The organism is Ruegeria sp. MALMAid1280, assembly GCF_049195285.1.
GTDB lineage: Bacteria > Pseudomonadota > Alphaproteobacteria > Rhodobacterales > Rhodobacteraceae > Ruegeria.
In genome coordinates this window covers 470929-487399 of sequence record NZ_JBMIRT010000059.1, presented here as the reverse complement: position 1 = coordinate 487399, position 16471 = coordinate 470929, and the positions used below count along the sequence as shown (strand labels likewise).

At 55.2% G+C, this 16471-nt stretch carries 12 protein-coding genes and 2 pseudogenes; 5 read left to right on the top strand and 9 right to left on the bottom strand.

The features are described from left to right. Positions 1-2 precede the first annotated feature (2 nt). Both ACOQFT_RS19290 and ACOQFT_RS19285 read right to left on the bottom strand, forming a co-directional pair. Entirely contained in the window at positions 3-314 is a 312-nt protein-coding gene (locus ACOQFT_RS19290; protein WP_421599481.1) for a hypothetical protein, read from the bottom strand. Positions 315-395: 81 nt separating this feature from the next. Further along, complete coding sequence (locus ACOQFT_RS19285) at positions 396-2195, bottom strand: hypothetical protein (protein ID WP_421599480.1); 1800 nt, start codon at positions 2193-2195, stop codon at positions 396-398. 342 nt (positions 2196-2537) lie between these two features. Between ACOQFT_RS19285 and ACOQFT_RS19280 the strand changes: the two genes are divergently transcribed. After that, complete coding sequence (locus ACOQFT_RS19280) at positions 2538-3497, top strand: radical SAM protein (RefSeq protein ID WP_421599479.1); 960 nt, start codon at positions 2538-2540, stop codon at positions 3495-3497. A gap of 20 nt (positions 3498-3517) precedes the next feature. Here the strand turns inward: ACOQFT_RS19280 and ACOQFT_RS19275 are convergent, their stop codons facing one another. The 4 genes and pseudogenes from ACOQFT_RS19275 to ACOQFT_RS19260 all read right to left on the bottom strand — a co-directional run. Beyond that, a complete protein-coding gene (locus tag ACOQFT_RS19275) occupies positions 3518-4930 on the bottom strand; it encodes an SPASM domain-containing protein (RefSeq protein WP_421599478.1) in 1413 nt (470 codons plus the stop codon). Between the two features lie 215 nt (positions 4931-5145). Beyond that, positions 5146-5352 carry a hypothetical protein gene (locus tag ACOQFT_RS19270; protein ID WP_421599477.1) on the bottom strand — a complete coding sequence of 69 codons (207 nt, stop codon included), beginning with the start codon at positions 5350-5352 and terminating at the stop codon, positions 5146-5148. A 236-nt stretch (positions 5353-5588) separates the two neighbouring features. Continuing rightward, a pseudogene (locus ACOQFT_RS19265) lies at positions 5589-6548 on the bottom strand (TAXI family TRAP transporter solute-binding subunit). 8 nt (positions 6549-6556) lie between these two features. Beyond that, positions 6557-7252, bottom strand: a pseudogene (locus ACOQFT_RS19260) (IS6 family transposase); the annotation flags it as partial. A 320-nt stretch (positions 7253-7572) separates the two neighbouring features. On the opposite strand from ACOQFT_RS19260, the gene ACOQFT_RS19255 reads away from it, so the two are divergent. The 4 genes from ACOQFT_RS19255 (at position 7573) to ACOQFT_RS19240 (ending at position 13496) form a co-directional block, all read left to right on the top strand. Then, positions 7573-9072 (top strand): aldehyde dehydrogenase family protein, encoded by a 1500-nt coding sequence (locus tag ACOQFT_RS19255; RefSeq protein WP_421599476.1) that lies wholly within the window; start codon positions 7573-7575, stop codon positions 9070-9072. Next, positions 9065-10366, top strand: a complete 1302-nt coding sequence (locus ACOQFT_RS19250; protein ID WP_421599475.1) for an NAD(P)/FAD-dependent oxidoreductase — start codon at positions 9065-9067, stop codon at positions 10364-10366. Before ACOQFT_RS19255 ends, ACOQFT_RS19250 begins: the two co-directional genes overlap by 8 nt. A 144-nt stretch (positions 10367-10510) precedes the next feature. Then, entirely contained in the window at positions 10511-11770 is a 1260-nt protein-coding gene (locus ACOQFT_RS19245) for a M20 family metallo-hydrolase (protein WP_421599474.1), read from the top strand. A 58-nt stretch (positions 11771-11828) separates the two neighbouring features. Then, on the top strand, positions 11829-13496 hold the full coding sequence (locus ACOQFT_RS19240; protein ID WP_421599473.1) for an amidohydrolase: 1668 nt from the start codon (positions 11829-11831) through the stop codon (positions 13494-13496). Between the two features lie 3 nt (positions 13497-13499). Here ACOQFT_RS19240 and ACOQFT_RS19235 read toward each other — a convergent pair whose 3' ends face one another. The 3 genes from ACOQFT_RS19235 to ACOQFT_RS19225 are packed head-to-tail and all read right to left on the bottom strand — an operon-like array spanning position 13500 to position 16470. Continuing rightward, a complete protein-coding gene (locus tag ACOQFT_RS19235; protein WP_421599472.1) occupies positions 13500-14420 on the bottom strand; it encodes a helix-turn-helix transcriptional regulator in 921 nt (306 codons plus the stop codon). Positions 14421-14443: 23 nt separating this feature from the next. Continuing rightward, the gene (locus tag ACOQFT_RS19230) at positions 14444-15493 is read right to left on the bottom strand and encodes an agmatine deiminase family protein (protein ID WP_421599471.1); all 1050 of its coding nucleotides are present in this window, start codon (positions 15491-15493) and stop codon (positions 14444-14446) included. Then, positions 15490-16470, bottom strand: coding sequence for an agmatine deiminase family protein (locus tag ACOQFT_RS19225; protein WP_421599470.1), 981 nt, complete (start codon positions 16468-16470; stop codon positions 15490-15492). The genes ACOQFT_RS19230 and ACOQFT_RS19225 overlap by 4 nt, the downstream gene beginning before the upstream one ends. Position 16471: the final 1 nt, after the last annotated feature.

Genomic DNA, 16471 nt, shown 5'->3' with positions numbered 1-16471 from the left:
GCCTAGTGCTGCAGCGAACTTGCGCGCGAGTTCGTCCCCGTCTGAGCGTCAGGCGCAGAGGCGGTATAGCCGAAGTCCAAGCTGCCGGCGGATGCGGCATCATAAAAGTCGCGCAATTCCCGCGACAGTTCGTCTTCGCCGGTCAGCAACTCGGGGTTTCTATCAAGATACGACCTGAGCGCCCTTGTGTCGTTGGTTGATAGTAGCTGATCAATAGCGATCAGATGCTCAAGCGTGATCTCGGCACGCGCGCCCTCTGTCGACGCTAGAAATAGTAGCGCAGTTACAATGCCGACGAGTCTGCTATCAGTCATTTAAAAAAACCTTATCAATACTAGTTAACCATACTCACCATTTGATTCAGAATTTTGCACTTAAGTCCAAGAATAGCGTCTTTAGTTCGTTGTTGCCCGAAGTTTTTTCAGAACCTGGCTTCTAAGTTGATTGACCGGGTTGTTTGTCGTCGCACGGCGGCTGGTTCTTTTCGTCGTGCGCTTGACCGGGGAACTGCTAAAGCCGTCTCCGGCCAGATATAACTCCACCACCCCGCTTGGTGTTTTTGTTTTGGACCCGGTGAAGTCGCGCAGCAAAGCACCGGCGTCTTTTGCCAGAGCCGCAGCTTTGGCAGCGTCCTGCCTGTGATAGAACCGAACGTTGGACTGCGACACCCGGAACCCGACACGCGCCGTCGCATTAAGTTCATGACCCGTGGTTGTCAGGTCGGCGACAACCGAATCTACAGCTTCCTGCGGCAGCCTGTTGGGTGCATACAGCCTGAACGCCGCCCCTCCTGCGAGGGAACTTGCTTGCGGTGGTTCGACGTCAGCACTGGGCAGCGTCACGAGCCTCACTGTACCTGATGGCTCTGCCCGCCGCGTCAACTTGGGTGTCTGCAGTGCTTCCGGACCAATTCCGGGGTCTTCAAGGTGCGCCGAGGGGTCCAACGCGACGGTCGTCAAAGCGTTTTCAATCGGATCGATCGATACGGGCAAATCCGGCTGGATGGCCCGAACCTGTTCCGGCAATGACCCGGACTCGGCCGCGGGCGGCAACAGCGCAGGTTGTCTGTACAAGACGGGCTGAGCCGCAAGTTCAGGTGACCGCACCGGTGGAGTGAACGCATCTGCCGCAATGTCCAAAGGATCAAATCCTGTCGCTGCGACCGCCGCCAATGTGATTGCAGGGTCAAAAAACTCTGGTGCGATTTCATATGGCAGGAAACTCGGGTTCGCCTCTCGTGTTGGCAGATAGCCGGGACCGCCCACCGGCAAGAATGGCTGCTCTAGCGCCGGAACGTAGGCCAAAACGCTTGGAGCGACACTTGGTGTTGTCAGTTGGGGGGGCTGTGCTGCCTCTGGCGAAACCGGGGGCGTCAGCGAAGCGAAACTGTCCAGATCTTCGACCTCTGTCAAACTGCTGTCCGGGGTATCTGCCCCCGGCGCCAGGCCCACCAGATCCGTTGAAATGACGATCTCACCCAGCGCGGCCATCGGCGGATCAGGTTGCGATGGAACAAAATCCTCACCCTGTAACGGAGAAGCTATCTCGACGTCAGCAGTGACCGGCCCAGCCGTTTCACCCGGACTTGATCCGGAAAGAACCCAAAACACCGAAGATGATGCGATAGCACCAATAGCGCAGCCAAGGGCGATTAACCCCAACCTGACCTTGCGGCGTCCGCGTTGCTGATCTTCCAGTTTTTGAAGAATCTTTTTGGACAGGCGATAGTCGATCTCTTCTTTTGAAAGCCGCAAACTCAACCCCGCATCCGGATCGGCGGAACTGCTTTTGCTTCTCCGGGATTTGAAAATACCCCCGGTTTTTTCGCCAACGTCGGCTGTTTTGCTGCCATCAGGCGTATCGGACCCGGTTTCCTCCGACTCACCCGTGCGCGTCACACTTGCCGAAATTCTCTTCTTTCTGGCTTCTTCAAGCTGGTCTGACCACGGCTTTTGCCCAACCGGAGAAGGCTCACCTGTGGTTGATTGCGCTTGGCTGCGGTCGGCCGCTTTTGGCGTCTCGGTCTTTTTGGCCTGCTGATCCTGCGCAGCGCGGTTGGTCTCTTGCTCTATCCGCGCTTTTTCAAGGACCTTCTGCCACTCAGGGGATTGAACGAAATCATAGATACCCGGCGCCTGAGCAGCGCGTTTCTTGGCAACTTGTGGTCGAGCCCTCTGGCCGCTCGCCTTCGTCATGAATTACCCCCGACTGGCCGGTGAAATAAGCTCTAGGCTGTTGTAGCCCGGTCAAACAGAACACAGGCCGGCGCGTCAAAAATGCAAAAAAATATGGCTTAGAGTATAAAAAATTGACCACTCGCTGACAAGTCAACCGACACCGTCGGGTCGATTGTGAACACATTCGTGTCAAGGACAGGATCGCTGCCCCCTGCCCCGCTGAACCGGGGTTTCAGCAATATTTTTTGTCCCATCGTCATTTTCAAGCTAGGCTGAGGCGATTGCCAAGCGCCACTTGAACGCTGTTTCAGAGCTTTCGGTGGCTGTTTGGGTAACCTGGATGAAAACACCTGGACTTAAATGGAAGATATTCAAAACGAACTCGACGCGTTTACTCTGATCGATCATTCCGATCCCGTTCATGCCCAAATCGTCGTGGTAGACTGGATGCTGGGGAACGCGTGCAGCTATGCGTGCAGCTATTGCCCCAAGTCTTTGCATGACGGCACGGTCCGGTGGCAAAAGACCAAGGACGTCCTGCACTTATATCACCAGATGAAACGTCACTATGTTGAGGAGCGGGACAAGATTGTCTGGCTTCAGTTCACCGGTGGCGAACCCACGATGCATCCTCGGATCATCGATCTGTTGCGCCAGGCGTCAGAAATTGATTTCAAAGTCAGCCTGATCAGCAATGCGTCGCGGACACCCCGGTTCTGGGAAAAGATAAGCGGGTGTCTGAACAGCGTCATCCTGACCTATCACGCCGAGTTCGCAGAGCTGAACCATTTCATCCAAGTGGCGAAAATGATGGAGGACAGCATCAGCGTCCATATCAACGTCACGATGCACCCGGACCGCTTTGACCAGACCCTTGAAGACGCCCAGGAACTGCGCGCGGCGCTGCCGGCGGCTTCGATTTCGTTAAAACCCTTGCGGCAGGAATTCGGGGCAAAGCTGTACGATTACACCGATGACCAGATGCAGGTGCTTTCGAAAGGACTGCCTTCGAAATACGCGCCGGTCGGTGAAAAGCCGCGCTCTCTGATGCGCGCAACCACACGGTCCGGACAGTGCGAGACATTACCCCCGAATGAGTTCATTCTCAGGGGCATGAACCGATGGCGCGGGTACAACTGCAATGTCGGGCTCGAATCCCTGCGGGTCCGAGGGAATGGCGAAGTCTATCGGGGTGTCTGTGGCGTCGGCGGAGTAATCGGATATCTGGGCGAGGACGTTGACCTGCCCCGCGACCCGATCCGATGCACGAACGACTCCTGTTCCTGTCTGGCTGACATCCTGATCCGAAAAGAGCTGTAAGCCCGCGCCGGGGCGGCCTGTCAGATCGAGTTGAGGCTGCCAAGGTCCACACCGCCCCACGCCATGCGCGGATCGGCCAGCACATCAAGCAGGTCTTTGTGCTCGGGGTGGTCGGACGAGCACACATCCTGGGTTTTGAACTCCTGCGGGGTGACATGCCCCCAATTGCGCAGTCGCAGGAAATAAACACCATCAGCGTTCATTTCGTTGGCAAGATCCACGAAGGCTGGCATCTCTTTGTAATTTGCGGTCTGCACGACAAAGTCCAGACGCAATGTATCGATGTCTCCGCGCGCATTCAGCTCACCGAGGAAGCGGAGGTTCTTCCTTAACGCGGTGAAATCGCCACCACGGCGGAGCACACTGTACGTGTCGGCCTGCGCCGCATCTATCGACACCCAGACCGACGAAACCTTGTCCCATAGTCCCAGATCGTTCCAAGCCCTTTCATTGGCCAGCAACCCGTTGGTATGAAGCTGGATACGCCGCCCGGGCGGACCCGACTGCGTCAACCGCCCCAGAAGATGACGGAAGTGCCTGCTGCCAAACGGATCACCCGATCCGGTCACCTTGATTTTCGTGGCTTTGCTGACCAGCGGTAAAAGGTGGTCTTCAAACACCTGGTTCAAGCGCTCTGTTTCTTTGTGCGGCAGGTTGATCAGCTGCGTTCTGCAGCTGGGGCATGAGATGTTGCAGGACCGATCATGGGACAGGATGACCCGGTCCGGGCCCTCTTCCAGTTCAAGCTTCAGGCTTTGCGTTTCCGGGGTGCGGGCCGGAAGCCTTCGACCGGCGATCTGCGGGCAATGCCACCGGCTGCAATGCGAAAAGTCGCCGTCACGGACGGACCGTCTGATTTCGCGGGCCCGGTCTGAATTCCAGAATCCGCCCTCATCTGCCGTTTCAAGACGGCCAATCGGAACCGGCTGCCATGCCGAGCAGCAAAAATGAACCTCACCGTTGACCCGCGTTTCCATTTCCCGAAAAGGCGCGCCGCATGTCCGCGTCCGCAGCCAGCGGTCGGCTTCGGCTTCAAGATCCGCCGAGGTTTCGCGGGCAGCATCAATAAGCCGTTGCGCCATAAGGTCATGGTGATCGCGGCTGACGACCTCGCGCCCAAGCATTTCAGTTGCCTGCCAGTGGCCCTGCCGAAGCTCGAGCAACCCGGCAACCAACAGCGTCAAAATCTCGTGCTCTGTCGCGTTTTCCGAAACCTGTGCGACGAACCGATCGATCAGGGCCTGACTGTTGTCTTGATGTATGGCTTCTGCGCATTCGGTCACCAGGTCTGCTGCATGTGCGTCGGGTCCTTCAAGAAGTCTGCGCCGCCTGAGATAGATCGCGTTCTTTTCCGACAGCGACTCGATGATCGCTGCACAGTCGTCACCGTCTGTGTCGTTTAGCACTTTGGTTTTGTTGCGCGTTGTAGGCATTGCGCCTGCCATAGTGACATACCGCGACACCAAATCAAGTACGCGCTTGAACGCCGCAATCGCCACGCGGTCGAGCACATGGATTTCATACTCCTAAGCCCGAAAGCCACCAAACCAATGCAGTCCCGGTTTGAACCTGGAGATTCCCCAGAGCCACCGCGCCAAGGCCAAGTTTCCCCGACATTTGCACTTTTACCTCCTCACCCAATCCATCATTAATGTTTGCCCCCCAACGGCCCACCGACCTGAACCAGAGCCCCGCGCCTTTCTGCATCGGCAGCCACCTCGCACCGGCGCAGGAATTCTGCGCGCCAGACCTCAAACTTGGTTCGCAGCAGCATCGGATTGGCATGTTGCCCGATGGTCCGCCTGATCATGCGCGTGTTGGGGTGCGCCTCGATCAGGCCCGTCAGGGAGGACATGGGTCTTGGGACAGATGGAAGTCTGCTCTCTCGCGTTCTGCATATTCAACGAATCCTTATTGGCACCCACATTACTTTTTTGGCGCCCTATCAATTACTTCGACCGCTTTAGCTGCGTTCTAACCCATATCATTCCTTGTTCGAGCTTGGTGCTGACTAAGCGGGGCCACTCGACTGAGGTTGCATCAGCGCGACCCCGGCACATGTTGGACGAGAGTTGCCGAAACCTTTCTCGCCTATTCGAGCAGTCCCTTTTCCTGATAATATTTCAGCGCGCCCGGATGGATTGGGGCGGAAAGCCCAGCCGTTACCATTTCCTCTTTGGTCAGGTTGGCAAAAGCTGGGTGGAAGGTGCGAAAATCGTCGCAACGAGTCTTGAGCCATCACGCATAGACCGCCTCATCAGAAACATTGGCCGATGTGACGAGCGTCGCACCGACCCCAAAGGTCTCGACGTCTTTATCAGTGCCGCGATACATGCCGCCGGGTATTGTAGCCGAACGGTAATAGGCGTTCTCATCGATCGAACCTGTCACAGCTTCACCGGTCACGGGCACCAGCTTGGTGTCGCATGTGGTAGCAGCCTCGGTCAGGTTGCCCGAGGGATGACCGGCCGTGATGATGAACGCATCAATCTGGTTGTCACACAATGCACTGGATTGCTCCGCAGATTTCAACTCCGCGGCAAGGGCGAACGTGTCTTTGGTCCAGCCTTTGGCGGCCATAAGCACCTCCATGGTGCCACGCTGACAAGAGCCGGGATTGCCGATGTTGACCCGCTTGCCCGCCAGATCGTCAAAATGCTCGGTTCCCGAAGCTGCACGAACCATCACGTTGAACGGTTCCGCGTGCACGGAAAACACGGCACGCAGGTCTTCGAAAGGTCCGGCTTCTTCAAACTTTGAAGTTCCATTCAAGGCGTGGAACTGCCAATCGGACTGGGCAACGCCAAATTCCAGTTCACCTTCGCGGATGGTGTTGATGTTATAGACCGAACCGCCGGTCGACTCGACCGTGCAACGCACGCCGGTTTCCTTGCGGTTCTTGTTCATCAGACGGTAGATTGATCCGCCGGTGGGATAATATACCCCCGTTACGCCAACTGTGCCGATGGTCACAAACTCTTCGGCCTGCGCAGCGGTGCTGTCAGACAAATTCGAACCAGTCTCAGTGTGCCGCGGAAACTGCGAACGTATCCGGAACAAAGTTGACGCCACTCGGCAAGAGCGGCGGTGCGTGTCAGCTTGAAGGCGTCCCGGCTGGTCAGCGATCGCTCCTGGTTGAAGTGATTTTAGACGGAGGAATGGACGGAGGCGAATTTCTGTAAACTTCGCATGCGCCTGAAACGCTGCATCGCGCGTTTTCTTCGTCGGAAAGGCAGGTGCGAGTTCTCGACGCGGTTGTTGTGCCACCTGCCCGTCCGCTGTTTTTTGGTAGCTCCGAGCTCTCTGAGAGCAGCCCGATACGACGCGAAGCCATCGGTGACTACTTCTACCACTTTACCGTGACGCTTCATCAATTTCCTGAGGAATTTCAATGCCGCCGGCTTGTTTCGACGTTTGGTAACGATTGCTTCCAACACTTCGCCCTCATGATCGACGGCCCGCCAGAGTTAGTGTCTCTTGCCTTTCACCTTCACGAAAACCTCGTCCACGTGCCACTTCCATTTGGAGTATGCTCTCAATTTCCGAATACGCTTTCTTCGGATCTCAGCAGCGAACATTGGGCCAAACCTGTTCCACCAATATCGGACAGTTTCGTGACTCACGTCGATGCCTCGCTCGTGCAACAAGTCTTCGACATTCCGAAGCGAGAGCGGGAAACGGATGTACAGCATCACTGCAAGGCGGATGATCTCAGGGCTGGTTTTGAAATACTTGAAAGAGGCAGGATTGGTCATGCGCAAAAGCTGCGCAACACCCCTGCCCGCCTCAAGACAAGTTCTTCTGACAGGACCGCTGCAAGTGCTTCAATCAAACTAGCGTGTCTTGCCCACCATGCCATTCGATGTCCATCGCTTTTGTTCCGGGGTGCAGGGGTGCGGTTATTTCGGGAAAACGCAACCATGAACTCCCACTAGCCCCGAAAAATGGTTCAGTTTCAGTGTTTCTGAAAGTTCACTGCTTGCATGGTAATCCCCCTTAAGTGGGACTCGTTGGACCAAAACCCTGTGCTTAATGTCCCTGCGACTCAGGGTTTTCCACGAGAAAGGTTTCGCAGGTGCTCGATACGAATGACAAAGACTGGCATAGCTTCGCAGCAACTCAAACTCCAGAAGCAAGACTGTTGATTGATGGGGAATGGTGCAGGTCGGATACCGGCGAAACCCTGCCTTCTCTGAACCCGTTTAACCAGCAACTGGTCGCGAGCATTGAATGTGCATCAGTCAGTGATGTTACTCGTGCTGTCACCGTCGCACGCAAACGGTTTGAAGATGGCGCATGGTCCAGAATGCCGCCGCGCGACAGAGTGCGTATTCTCCACAGATTTGCTAATTTGATTGAAAGCTGCGGCGACACTTTCGCTGTGCTGGATACGCTTGAAATGGGCAAGCCGATTTCCGAGATGCTCAACATCGATGTACCGGGAAGTATTCTGGCCATGCGTTTTATGGCAGAATGTGTCGACAAGATTGGCGGGGATTGCCCGGTCACAGCAAACGATGCGCTCCATTACATCCAGCGGCAACCGCTTGGCGTCATAGGTTGCATCACGCCGTGGAATTATCCAACGATGATGGCGGCTTGGAAGATCGCGCCTGCTCTTGCAGCAGGAAACAGCGTGGTGTTGAAGCCTGCTGAGGATACATCGCTTACAGCACTTCTATTGGGCAAGCTGTTTCTCGAAGCGGGCGGACCAGAGGGTGTGTTCAACGTGGTTCCGGGCCGCGGAGCAGTTGCGGGCGCAGCACTGGCGCAGTCCATGCAGGTCGACAAGATTGCATTCACTGGTTCAACCGGTGTTGGTCGCCTGATGTACGAGTACTCCGCGCGTTCCAACCTAAAGAAAGTGTCCGCAGAGCTCGGCGGGAAATCCCCTCAAATCATCCTCAAGGATGCCCCAGACCTTGCAAAGACCGCCGCATCTGTGGCGGCTGGGATCTTCGGAAATCAAGGAGAAGTCTGTACCGCAGGGTCGCGAATTCTGGTCGCGCGCGAAATACATGATGAATTCTGCGACCACCTTACGAAGGCCGCTGAGGGCTTTCGCCCGGGCGATCCTCTGGACCTCAAGACAACGATGGGTCCTTTGGTGAATCGTGCGCATCAGAAACGTGTGCTTGGCTATGTTTCAGGCGCTGTTGAGGAAGGTGCATCAGCCATCGTCAGCGGATCATCGCATACTGCCTCGCCCGAAGCTTGCTTTGTATCGCCAACACTCTTCACAGACGTTTCATCCGATATGACGATAGCCAAGGAAGAGATCTTTGGCCCGGTTGGCGCGATCCTCAAACATGAAGGACCCGATCACGCGCTCGAACTGGCCAATGACAGTGCATATGGGCTTGCCGCGGGGATTTGGACGCAGACCCTGGGCGACGCGCACAAGGTCGCCCGTGATCTGAATTGCGGGATGGTCTGGATCAATGGCTACATGAACGGAGACATGACCCAACCCTGGGGCGGTTGGAAGGAATCCGGGCAAGGGCGCGACAAATGTATGGATGCCCTTTTGGAGAATACCCAGACGAAATCGGTATGGGTCACGCTCGATGGCTGAAATCCTGATTTTAGGCGGCGGTGCGGGCGGATTGGAACTTGCCATTCGCCTGGCCAAAAAACTCCGTCGGACGCCCGAGCACCGGGTGACGTTAGTCGATCGAAAGATGACCCATGTCTGGAAACCTTTGTTTCATGAGGTCGCCGCTGGTACACGTGGGCATTCCGGAGACGAAATCAGCTATCTTTCTTTGGCGGAAATGCATGGTTTCAGGTTTCGAACTGGTGACGTGCTGCACATCAACCAGAAGGATAAGACTGTCGAGATATCTGGGCGCGAAGGTACGTTTGGTGAATCCATTCCCAATCGTACGCTGAACTATGACTATCTGGTTATGGCACTTGGAAGCGAGCCGCGCACATTCGGCATTCCCGGTATCGAGGAGAATTGCTTTTTCCTGGATACGCTTCATCAGGCACATCGGTATCGAGATGCGCTATTCGAGCACTGCCTGCGGATCGATACCGCACCAGATGCCGCGCAAAAGCAACTCCACATAAGCGTAATTGGCGGGGGTGCGACTGGCGTCGAATTGGCGGCCGAACTCACACAGGCAATCCGGCACCTCACCCGATATGGGTTCGACGCCTTTGATCCTGAGAAAAACGTCAAAGTCAGGCTGATCGAAGCCGCGCCAAGGTTGCTTCCGGTGCTTGACGAAAAGCTGTCAATGAAGGCGCAAACCCGACTTGAAGAACTGGGCGTAGAGGTGCGCACCTCTTGTAAAGTTCAAAAAGTGCTTCCCGGAGGGGCAATTCATCTTGATAAGGATATATGTCTTCAGTCTGACATAACAGCATGGGTTGCGGGAATTGGTGCACCGAATTCCTTGAACAGGCTATTCGAAGAAGAAAGCATGAACACGGGCTTTCTTGCGGTTTGCGAGTCACTACAAGTTGAGAATGCGGAAGGCATCTGGGCCCTGGGCGACTGCGCCCGTCTCGTTGATGCAGGCTGTGGCCGCCCCCTACCGCCAAAGGCGCAAGTGGCGTCTCAGCAGGCCGAACATCTGGCAACGGAACTGAGCCGTGTGTTGTTATCCTCCGCGAAGCCCCGACCGTTTCGATATCAGGATCGCGGTTCACTGGTGAACTTGGGCGGACACTCTACGATTGGCCAATTGATGGGCAATTTGATGGGAAGTCAGACCATCGACGGCTGGTTCGCAAGACGAGCATACAAAATGCTGTACCGGCGACATCAACTCATCCTGCATGGAAACGTACGCGGGTCGTTGTTGATCGCAAGTGAGCTTCTGCGAGAACGCGTGCACCCGCGATTGAAACTGCACTAGCGCCTCTGGTTCGAACGCTTCCTTATCAACTCAGAACGGTCGCACAGTACCCCTCATGGGGGATTGTTGGGCTTTGAACAAACGCAAAGAATGAAAGCGGTCACACCGGATATCCGACCGCCTAATCACGAATAGATGGTGAAAATGACGAGAATTTCGATCAATCCCGAACGCTTATGGTCCCGGTTAATGGACATGTCTGAAATTGGTGAGATCCCGAATAATGGAAGTCGCAGGCTTGCCTTGTCACAGGACGATGTTGATGGCCGGGAATTGTTTCTTGCGTGGTGTGAATCCCGCGGGTATCGGGCAATGTTTGACAAGATCGGAAACTTGTTCATTCGCCGCGATGGCACTGATCCCGATGCGCTCCCGCTCGCCATCGGATCGCATCTGGACACACAGCCAAATGGCGGCAGGTTCGATGGTATGCTTGGTGTTCTCGCGGGCCTGGAGGTTCTTGAGACATTGGATGATTTCAAGATCAGGACTCGGGCACCGATCGACCTTGTCGTTTGGACCAATGAAGAAGGTGCCCGGTTTCAGCCTGCGATGATGGGCTCTGGAGTGTATTGCGGCGTTCTTGATCTACCGAGTGTTCTTGCAACCACAGATGATCAAGGCGTTTCTGTCGCTGACGAAACGGCGCACCATGGGTATGACAAGGGGTGTCCCCCGGGATTTCAACAGATTGAACGGTATGTCGAACTGCATATCGAGCAAGGTCCAATTTTGGAAATGGAAGACAAGGCAATCGGGGTTGTCACCGGGGGACAAGGTATCCGTTGGTACGATGTCACGCTGACAGGTGAGGAAACGCATGCAGGGCCAGTTCCGATGCATAGTCGCCGCGATCCTGTGCCCGCGTTAGCGCCTGTTGTCGAACTGGTCTATCGGATCGGGCAGAAGGATGAAAACGCGCGCGCAACTATTGGCAAAGTCGAGACACGTCCAGGGTCGATCAATGTTGTGCCGGGGCAAGTTTGTCTGAGCGTTGACCTGCGACACCCAAGAGAAGCTGACCTGGTTGCTATGCAAGACGCATTTCTCAATGGGATTTGTGACATTGCGTCCGAACACCCGAAGCTTGAGGTGAAAGCACAATGTCGCTGGCATTCTCCCGTGGTTCAGTTCGATCCGGAAATGGTGAGCGGGGTCCGCGAGGCAGCTAAACAACGTAACTTTCCTTCCATGGAAATTGTTTCCGGGGCTGGACATGATGCATTCAATCTGGCGCAGGTCGTACCCACTACAATGATCTTCGTTCCATGCCGTGACGGGATCAGTCACAATGAATTGGAGTATACAAAGCCAGAACATACCGCCGCCGGAGCCAATGTCCTGCTGGATATGGCGTTGCGCTTTGCCAAAGCGAACCAGAACGCCCTGCAAGTGCAGGAGTAAGACGCCGAATCTTCGAGATGCAAACCCTTAAGACTCCGCAATACGAATGGGATCCCCAATGACCCGAGCTTTCATCCTCGCAACCACATTGCTCTCCCCAATGGCCGCGGGAAACGCGTTTTCGCAGCCCTTGGTTCTCACGGGTGCCGACGTCTACACCGTTAACGAAAATCGCGATTGGGCTGAGGCGGTCGGAATCGACGAAAACGGGATAATTGTCGCCGTCGGAACAGACGCTGAGGTTATGGCCGTTGTCGGATCTGACGCATCGATCATCGATCTAGAAGGGCGCATGGTTTTGCCTGGTTTTCAGGACGTCCATCTTCATGCGATTGAGGCAGGCGTAAACGCAGCTCTTTGCGAATTCGAACCATTTGACAGTCTGAACGGGTATCGGGACAGCGTCTTGGAATGCGCCGAGAATGATAGCACGGGCGAGTGGGTTCGCGCTTCGGGCGTAAACATACCGAACCTGTTGGACCTGCACCCAAACCCAGTTGAGTTTTTGGACGCGCTGCTGCCGGACCGTCCCATTTTGATCCTGGACGACATCGGTCACGGAGCTTGGGCAAATACAGTAGCTCTGAAGGCGGCGGGGTATGATGTTTCTGGCGACAAGGCGAACGGCAACATCATACTACGAAACGATCAAGGCGCGCCAAACGGTGTGGTGCTGGAAAATGCGCCTCATAACTTGCGCACCTTGGCATTCCTGCCGACCGAAGATCATCTGAATTTTGCCTATGATAGCTTTATTGCCGCCGCCAATGAGCTGAACCTGAACGGAATCACAACTGTTAGCGACGCTGGAGGGTATTGGCCGCAGGGGCATCACCGTGTTTGGGATTGGGCTGAAGAGGTGGGAGAGCTGACGGTACGTGCGTCAAATGCATTCTACGTCTATCCTGACCGCCCTCTCGAAGAACAACTTTCCGAACTAAGGGACCTGTTTCACAACGACCCCGACCGTTTGGTTCGATTCAACCAAGCAAAGATTTATGTTGATGGGATTCTTAGCCAAGGAACCGGAGCTCTACTTGAGCCATATGAGAACGACGCCGGTCCCGAGCTTGGCTATCTCTATTTCCCAGGCGAGTATTTGAATAAGGTTGCTCATGAGTTCAGCGCGGCAGGGTTTCAACTGCATTTTCATGTAACAGGCGATAACGGCGCACGGTTGGCGTTAGATGCCATCGTCGATGCGAACCAAGATTCAGGGCCGCACCGACTGACGCATCTTTATTTGGTAGACCCGGCAGACTATCCGCGATTTGCAGAACTGAATGCCATTGCTGATTTCCAAATCCCACCTAGTGCGCTTGAAGATGATTACATCGACTTTATCGGAGAATTCATCGGTGACAGGACAGATCGACTTTTGCCTGCAGGAGATTTGCTGAACGCCGGAGCCACCGTCACCATGAGCAGTGATTGGGATGCAGACGAACTAAACCCGCTGATTAAAATCTCTGCAGCCGTCAGTCGCGAAACGAATGGCTTTCCAGACGTTGAAACAGCGATCGAAGCGATGACCATCAATCCGGCTTACCTGCTACAACATGATGACAAAACAGGGTCCATTGAAGTTGGGAAATACGCCGATCTGGTTGTGATCAGCGAGAACATCCTGGAATTACCGGTCAGCCAGATACCCTCTGCCGAAATCGAAGCCACTTTGCTTCAGGGTGAGGCTGTTTTTGACGCCATTGGTCTTTTTGAAGAATAGACTTCAATCGTCGTACGGATCATTCAGCTTGCGGTCGAGGTAAACAAGCGGGTCTTCTGTTGCATTCGCAGGCGTTCGGGAGAGCGCCTCGAGAAACAGGGAAAACAACTCTCCCTGGGAGGCTATGCCCAGCTTTGCGTGAATACGCTTACGGTGGACTTTTACTGTCTCGGGGCTGTTGCCCAGTTCGCGCGCAATGGATTTGGACGAGTGGCCCTTGAGAATAAGGCGCACAATCTCTGCTTCACGTTCGCTAAGAATTGATGTGGCAAAGCGCTCGAAGGACTTGTTGAGGTGCTGCCCGATGCGTCCGTGACCAATGACGGTTTCCGGATCCAAGCGGGGCCAATGTCGACGGCAAAGGGCTGCTATGCAGGGAAGCAACTCTTCCAGCGCCGAGCGTGCCGGCGTTGACAGCTGAAAACCCTCTTCCCGACTGCCCAATGAAAGCGCAAGGCACGTGTCTTGATCAAAGCGGATGAATAGCACGGATTCGTCAAACAACCCGGTGCCTGAGTAGAACGTCTGGTAGTATTCTGAGACCAGAAAATCATCCGGCGCGCAGTCATTCAAAGCCATCACCCCGTCACCGAAACCCTGCTGAAACAGGTTGTAAAACGGGTCGAGCAGGTAAGCGAAATCAAGGTAGGGCTTGATTGTCGCGTCACAGTATTGATCGTCGAGGTTGTCGAACAATTCGACCGGCGAATGTGAGGGAAAGAACGCAGTCACAAAGGTGCTGTCATAGCCCGAGATCGACTGGCACAGGGCCGCAAGCGCCCCAAGGAACCCCTCGTGCCCAACCTTTTCTATGACCGTAGCCAAGCCCGCTAAGGTCTCAGCCGATAGGGCTCGATCAATTCCTGACACGGAATTCGCTGGTTGAGTTCCAATGGCATCATTGTTGACCTTCAGACTGAGCATATCCAACCTCCGTTTCCTGACCGTCAAGCGGGCTGCTGCTGGGTCATGCAGTGAATGCCGCCACCGTTCCAGCAGATGTCCCGGATATCGACCTGAGCGATCTGGCGATCGGGAAAGGCTTTCCTGAAGGTTTCGACGGCCGCATCGTCTGTCTCGGGGGTGCCAAAGCTGGGCAGAATCACTCCGCCGTTTGCAATGTAGCAATTCACATATGATGTAGCGGTGAACTCGCTCTCGTGATGATAAAGGTAAGCCTCGTTCATCAGCGTAATTTCGATTTCATTTCCGTTAGCGTCGGTTTGCCTACGCAGTGCTTTGAGGTTTTCCCGACAGACCCTTTGATGAGGATTTTCGCTATCAGGGTTGTCCTCGAACAGAACATGACCCGGCCGCGTAAAGGTCAGAACACCATCGATGTGACCATCCGTGATCCATTCGTTTTCATCGCCGGGCAACCAGATGACTTTGCGTGCGCCGATCGCGTGAAACAGCTCGCGTTCGACATCTGCCTTGGTCATTCCCGGGTTGCGGTTGGAGTTGAGAAAACAGGTTTCCGTGGTGATCACAGTTCCGCGCCCATCGCTGATTAGCCCGCCTCCTTCGCCGCATAGGGGCGACTGAAAATATGGAAGCCCAAGATTGGATACCAGCTTTTCACCTACGTCCCTGTCACCAGGCTCAAGCGGGAACTTGCCGCCCCAGTTATTGAACACCAGGTTTGATCCGATGGTCTGACCATTTGCATTCTGCACAAACAAAGGCCCGGTATCCCGGAACCACAGGTCATCCTGATCCAGCGCGATCACATCGATGTGCCCTGGCAGTTTGCGACGGGCCAGTTTGAAGGCATGGGGTGCTGCGATCACTCGCACAGGCTCAAATTGGGAGATCGCGCTGGCAATCGCGACAAAGGCATTCTGAACCGTTGCAATATCCTTCCCCCAGGTGTCGGGATGGTCGTCGTGGACCCACGCCATCCAGCAAGCGGCATGACGTGCGGTTTCGGCTGGCATCACAAAGCCCAACTCTCCGGGTGTACTGCTGATCAGGGTCTGGCGCAGTTCCTTGTTCATGACTTTGGCTCCTGTTGCGTGATGCAATGAATGCCGCCACCACCGATGGCGATAGATGGGATTTCGACTTGGGCAACATGGCGGCCTGGCAGGTATTGCTCGAACACTTCGCGGACCATGTCATCTTCTGGCAGGCCGTATTTCGGCATCACCACGCCACCGTTGCAGATGTAGGAATTCACGTATGAACGGCAGAACTTTTCGTTATCCGTTGCAAAATCCGCCGCATCCGGAACACGTATCAGTGACAGCGGGCGTCCTTTGGCGTCGGTCTGGGTCTCAAGTGCGGAAATGTTGGCGACATTGATGTCATGCCACTCGTGATCTGCAGGTCCTTCACCTTCGACCAGCACCACACCCGGCGCCAGAAAGGCGGCGATGCCATCAACGTGCCCGTCGGTTTCCGTTTCTTCAACGTTTCCCGGAAGCCAGATAACCTTGTCGCCACCCAGCATCTCTTTCAGCTCGGATTCGATATCGGCCCGTGTCCAGTCAGGATTGCGGTTCAAGTTCGGGAAACAGCTTTTGGTGGTGAGAATCGTGCCTTCACCGTCGACGCTGACCCCACCGCCTTCGGCGATCAGGTCCGACACGAACTTACGCACTCCGGACTTTTCGAGGATTGTTGATGAGACTGTATCATCGCCCGCAAACGGCACATATTTGCCGCCCCAAGCGTTGAAGCGGAATGAGGTTCCGGCCTTGTTGCCCTCTCCGTCGACAAGGAAGCAGGGACCAGCGTCACGTGCCCAGCTGTCGTTGATCGGGTGCTCCAACAGTTCAATATCACTGCCCAACAGGTCACGTGCTGCAACGGTGTCTTTCTGACGAACCAACATGGTCAACGGCTCAAACTGGCGAATGGCGTGGGCCACGTCTGCGTAGTTCCGGCGCGTTTCAGTGATGTCGTCCCAAACTTCAGCGCGTGATGGCCACATCATCCATGTCCGTTCATGATCCGCCCATTCAGCTGGCATG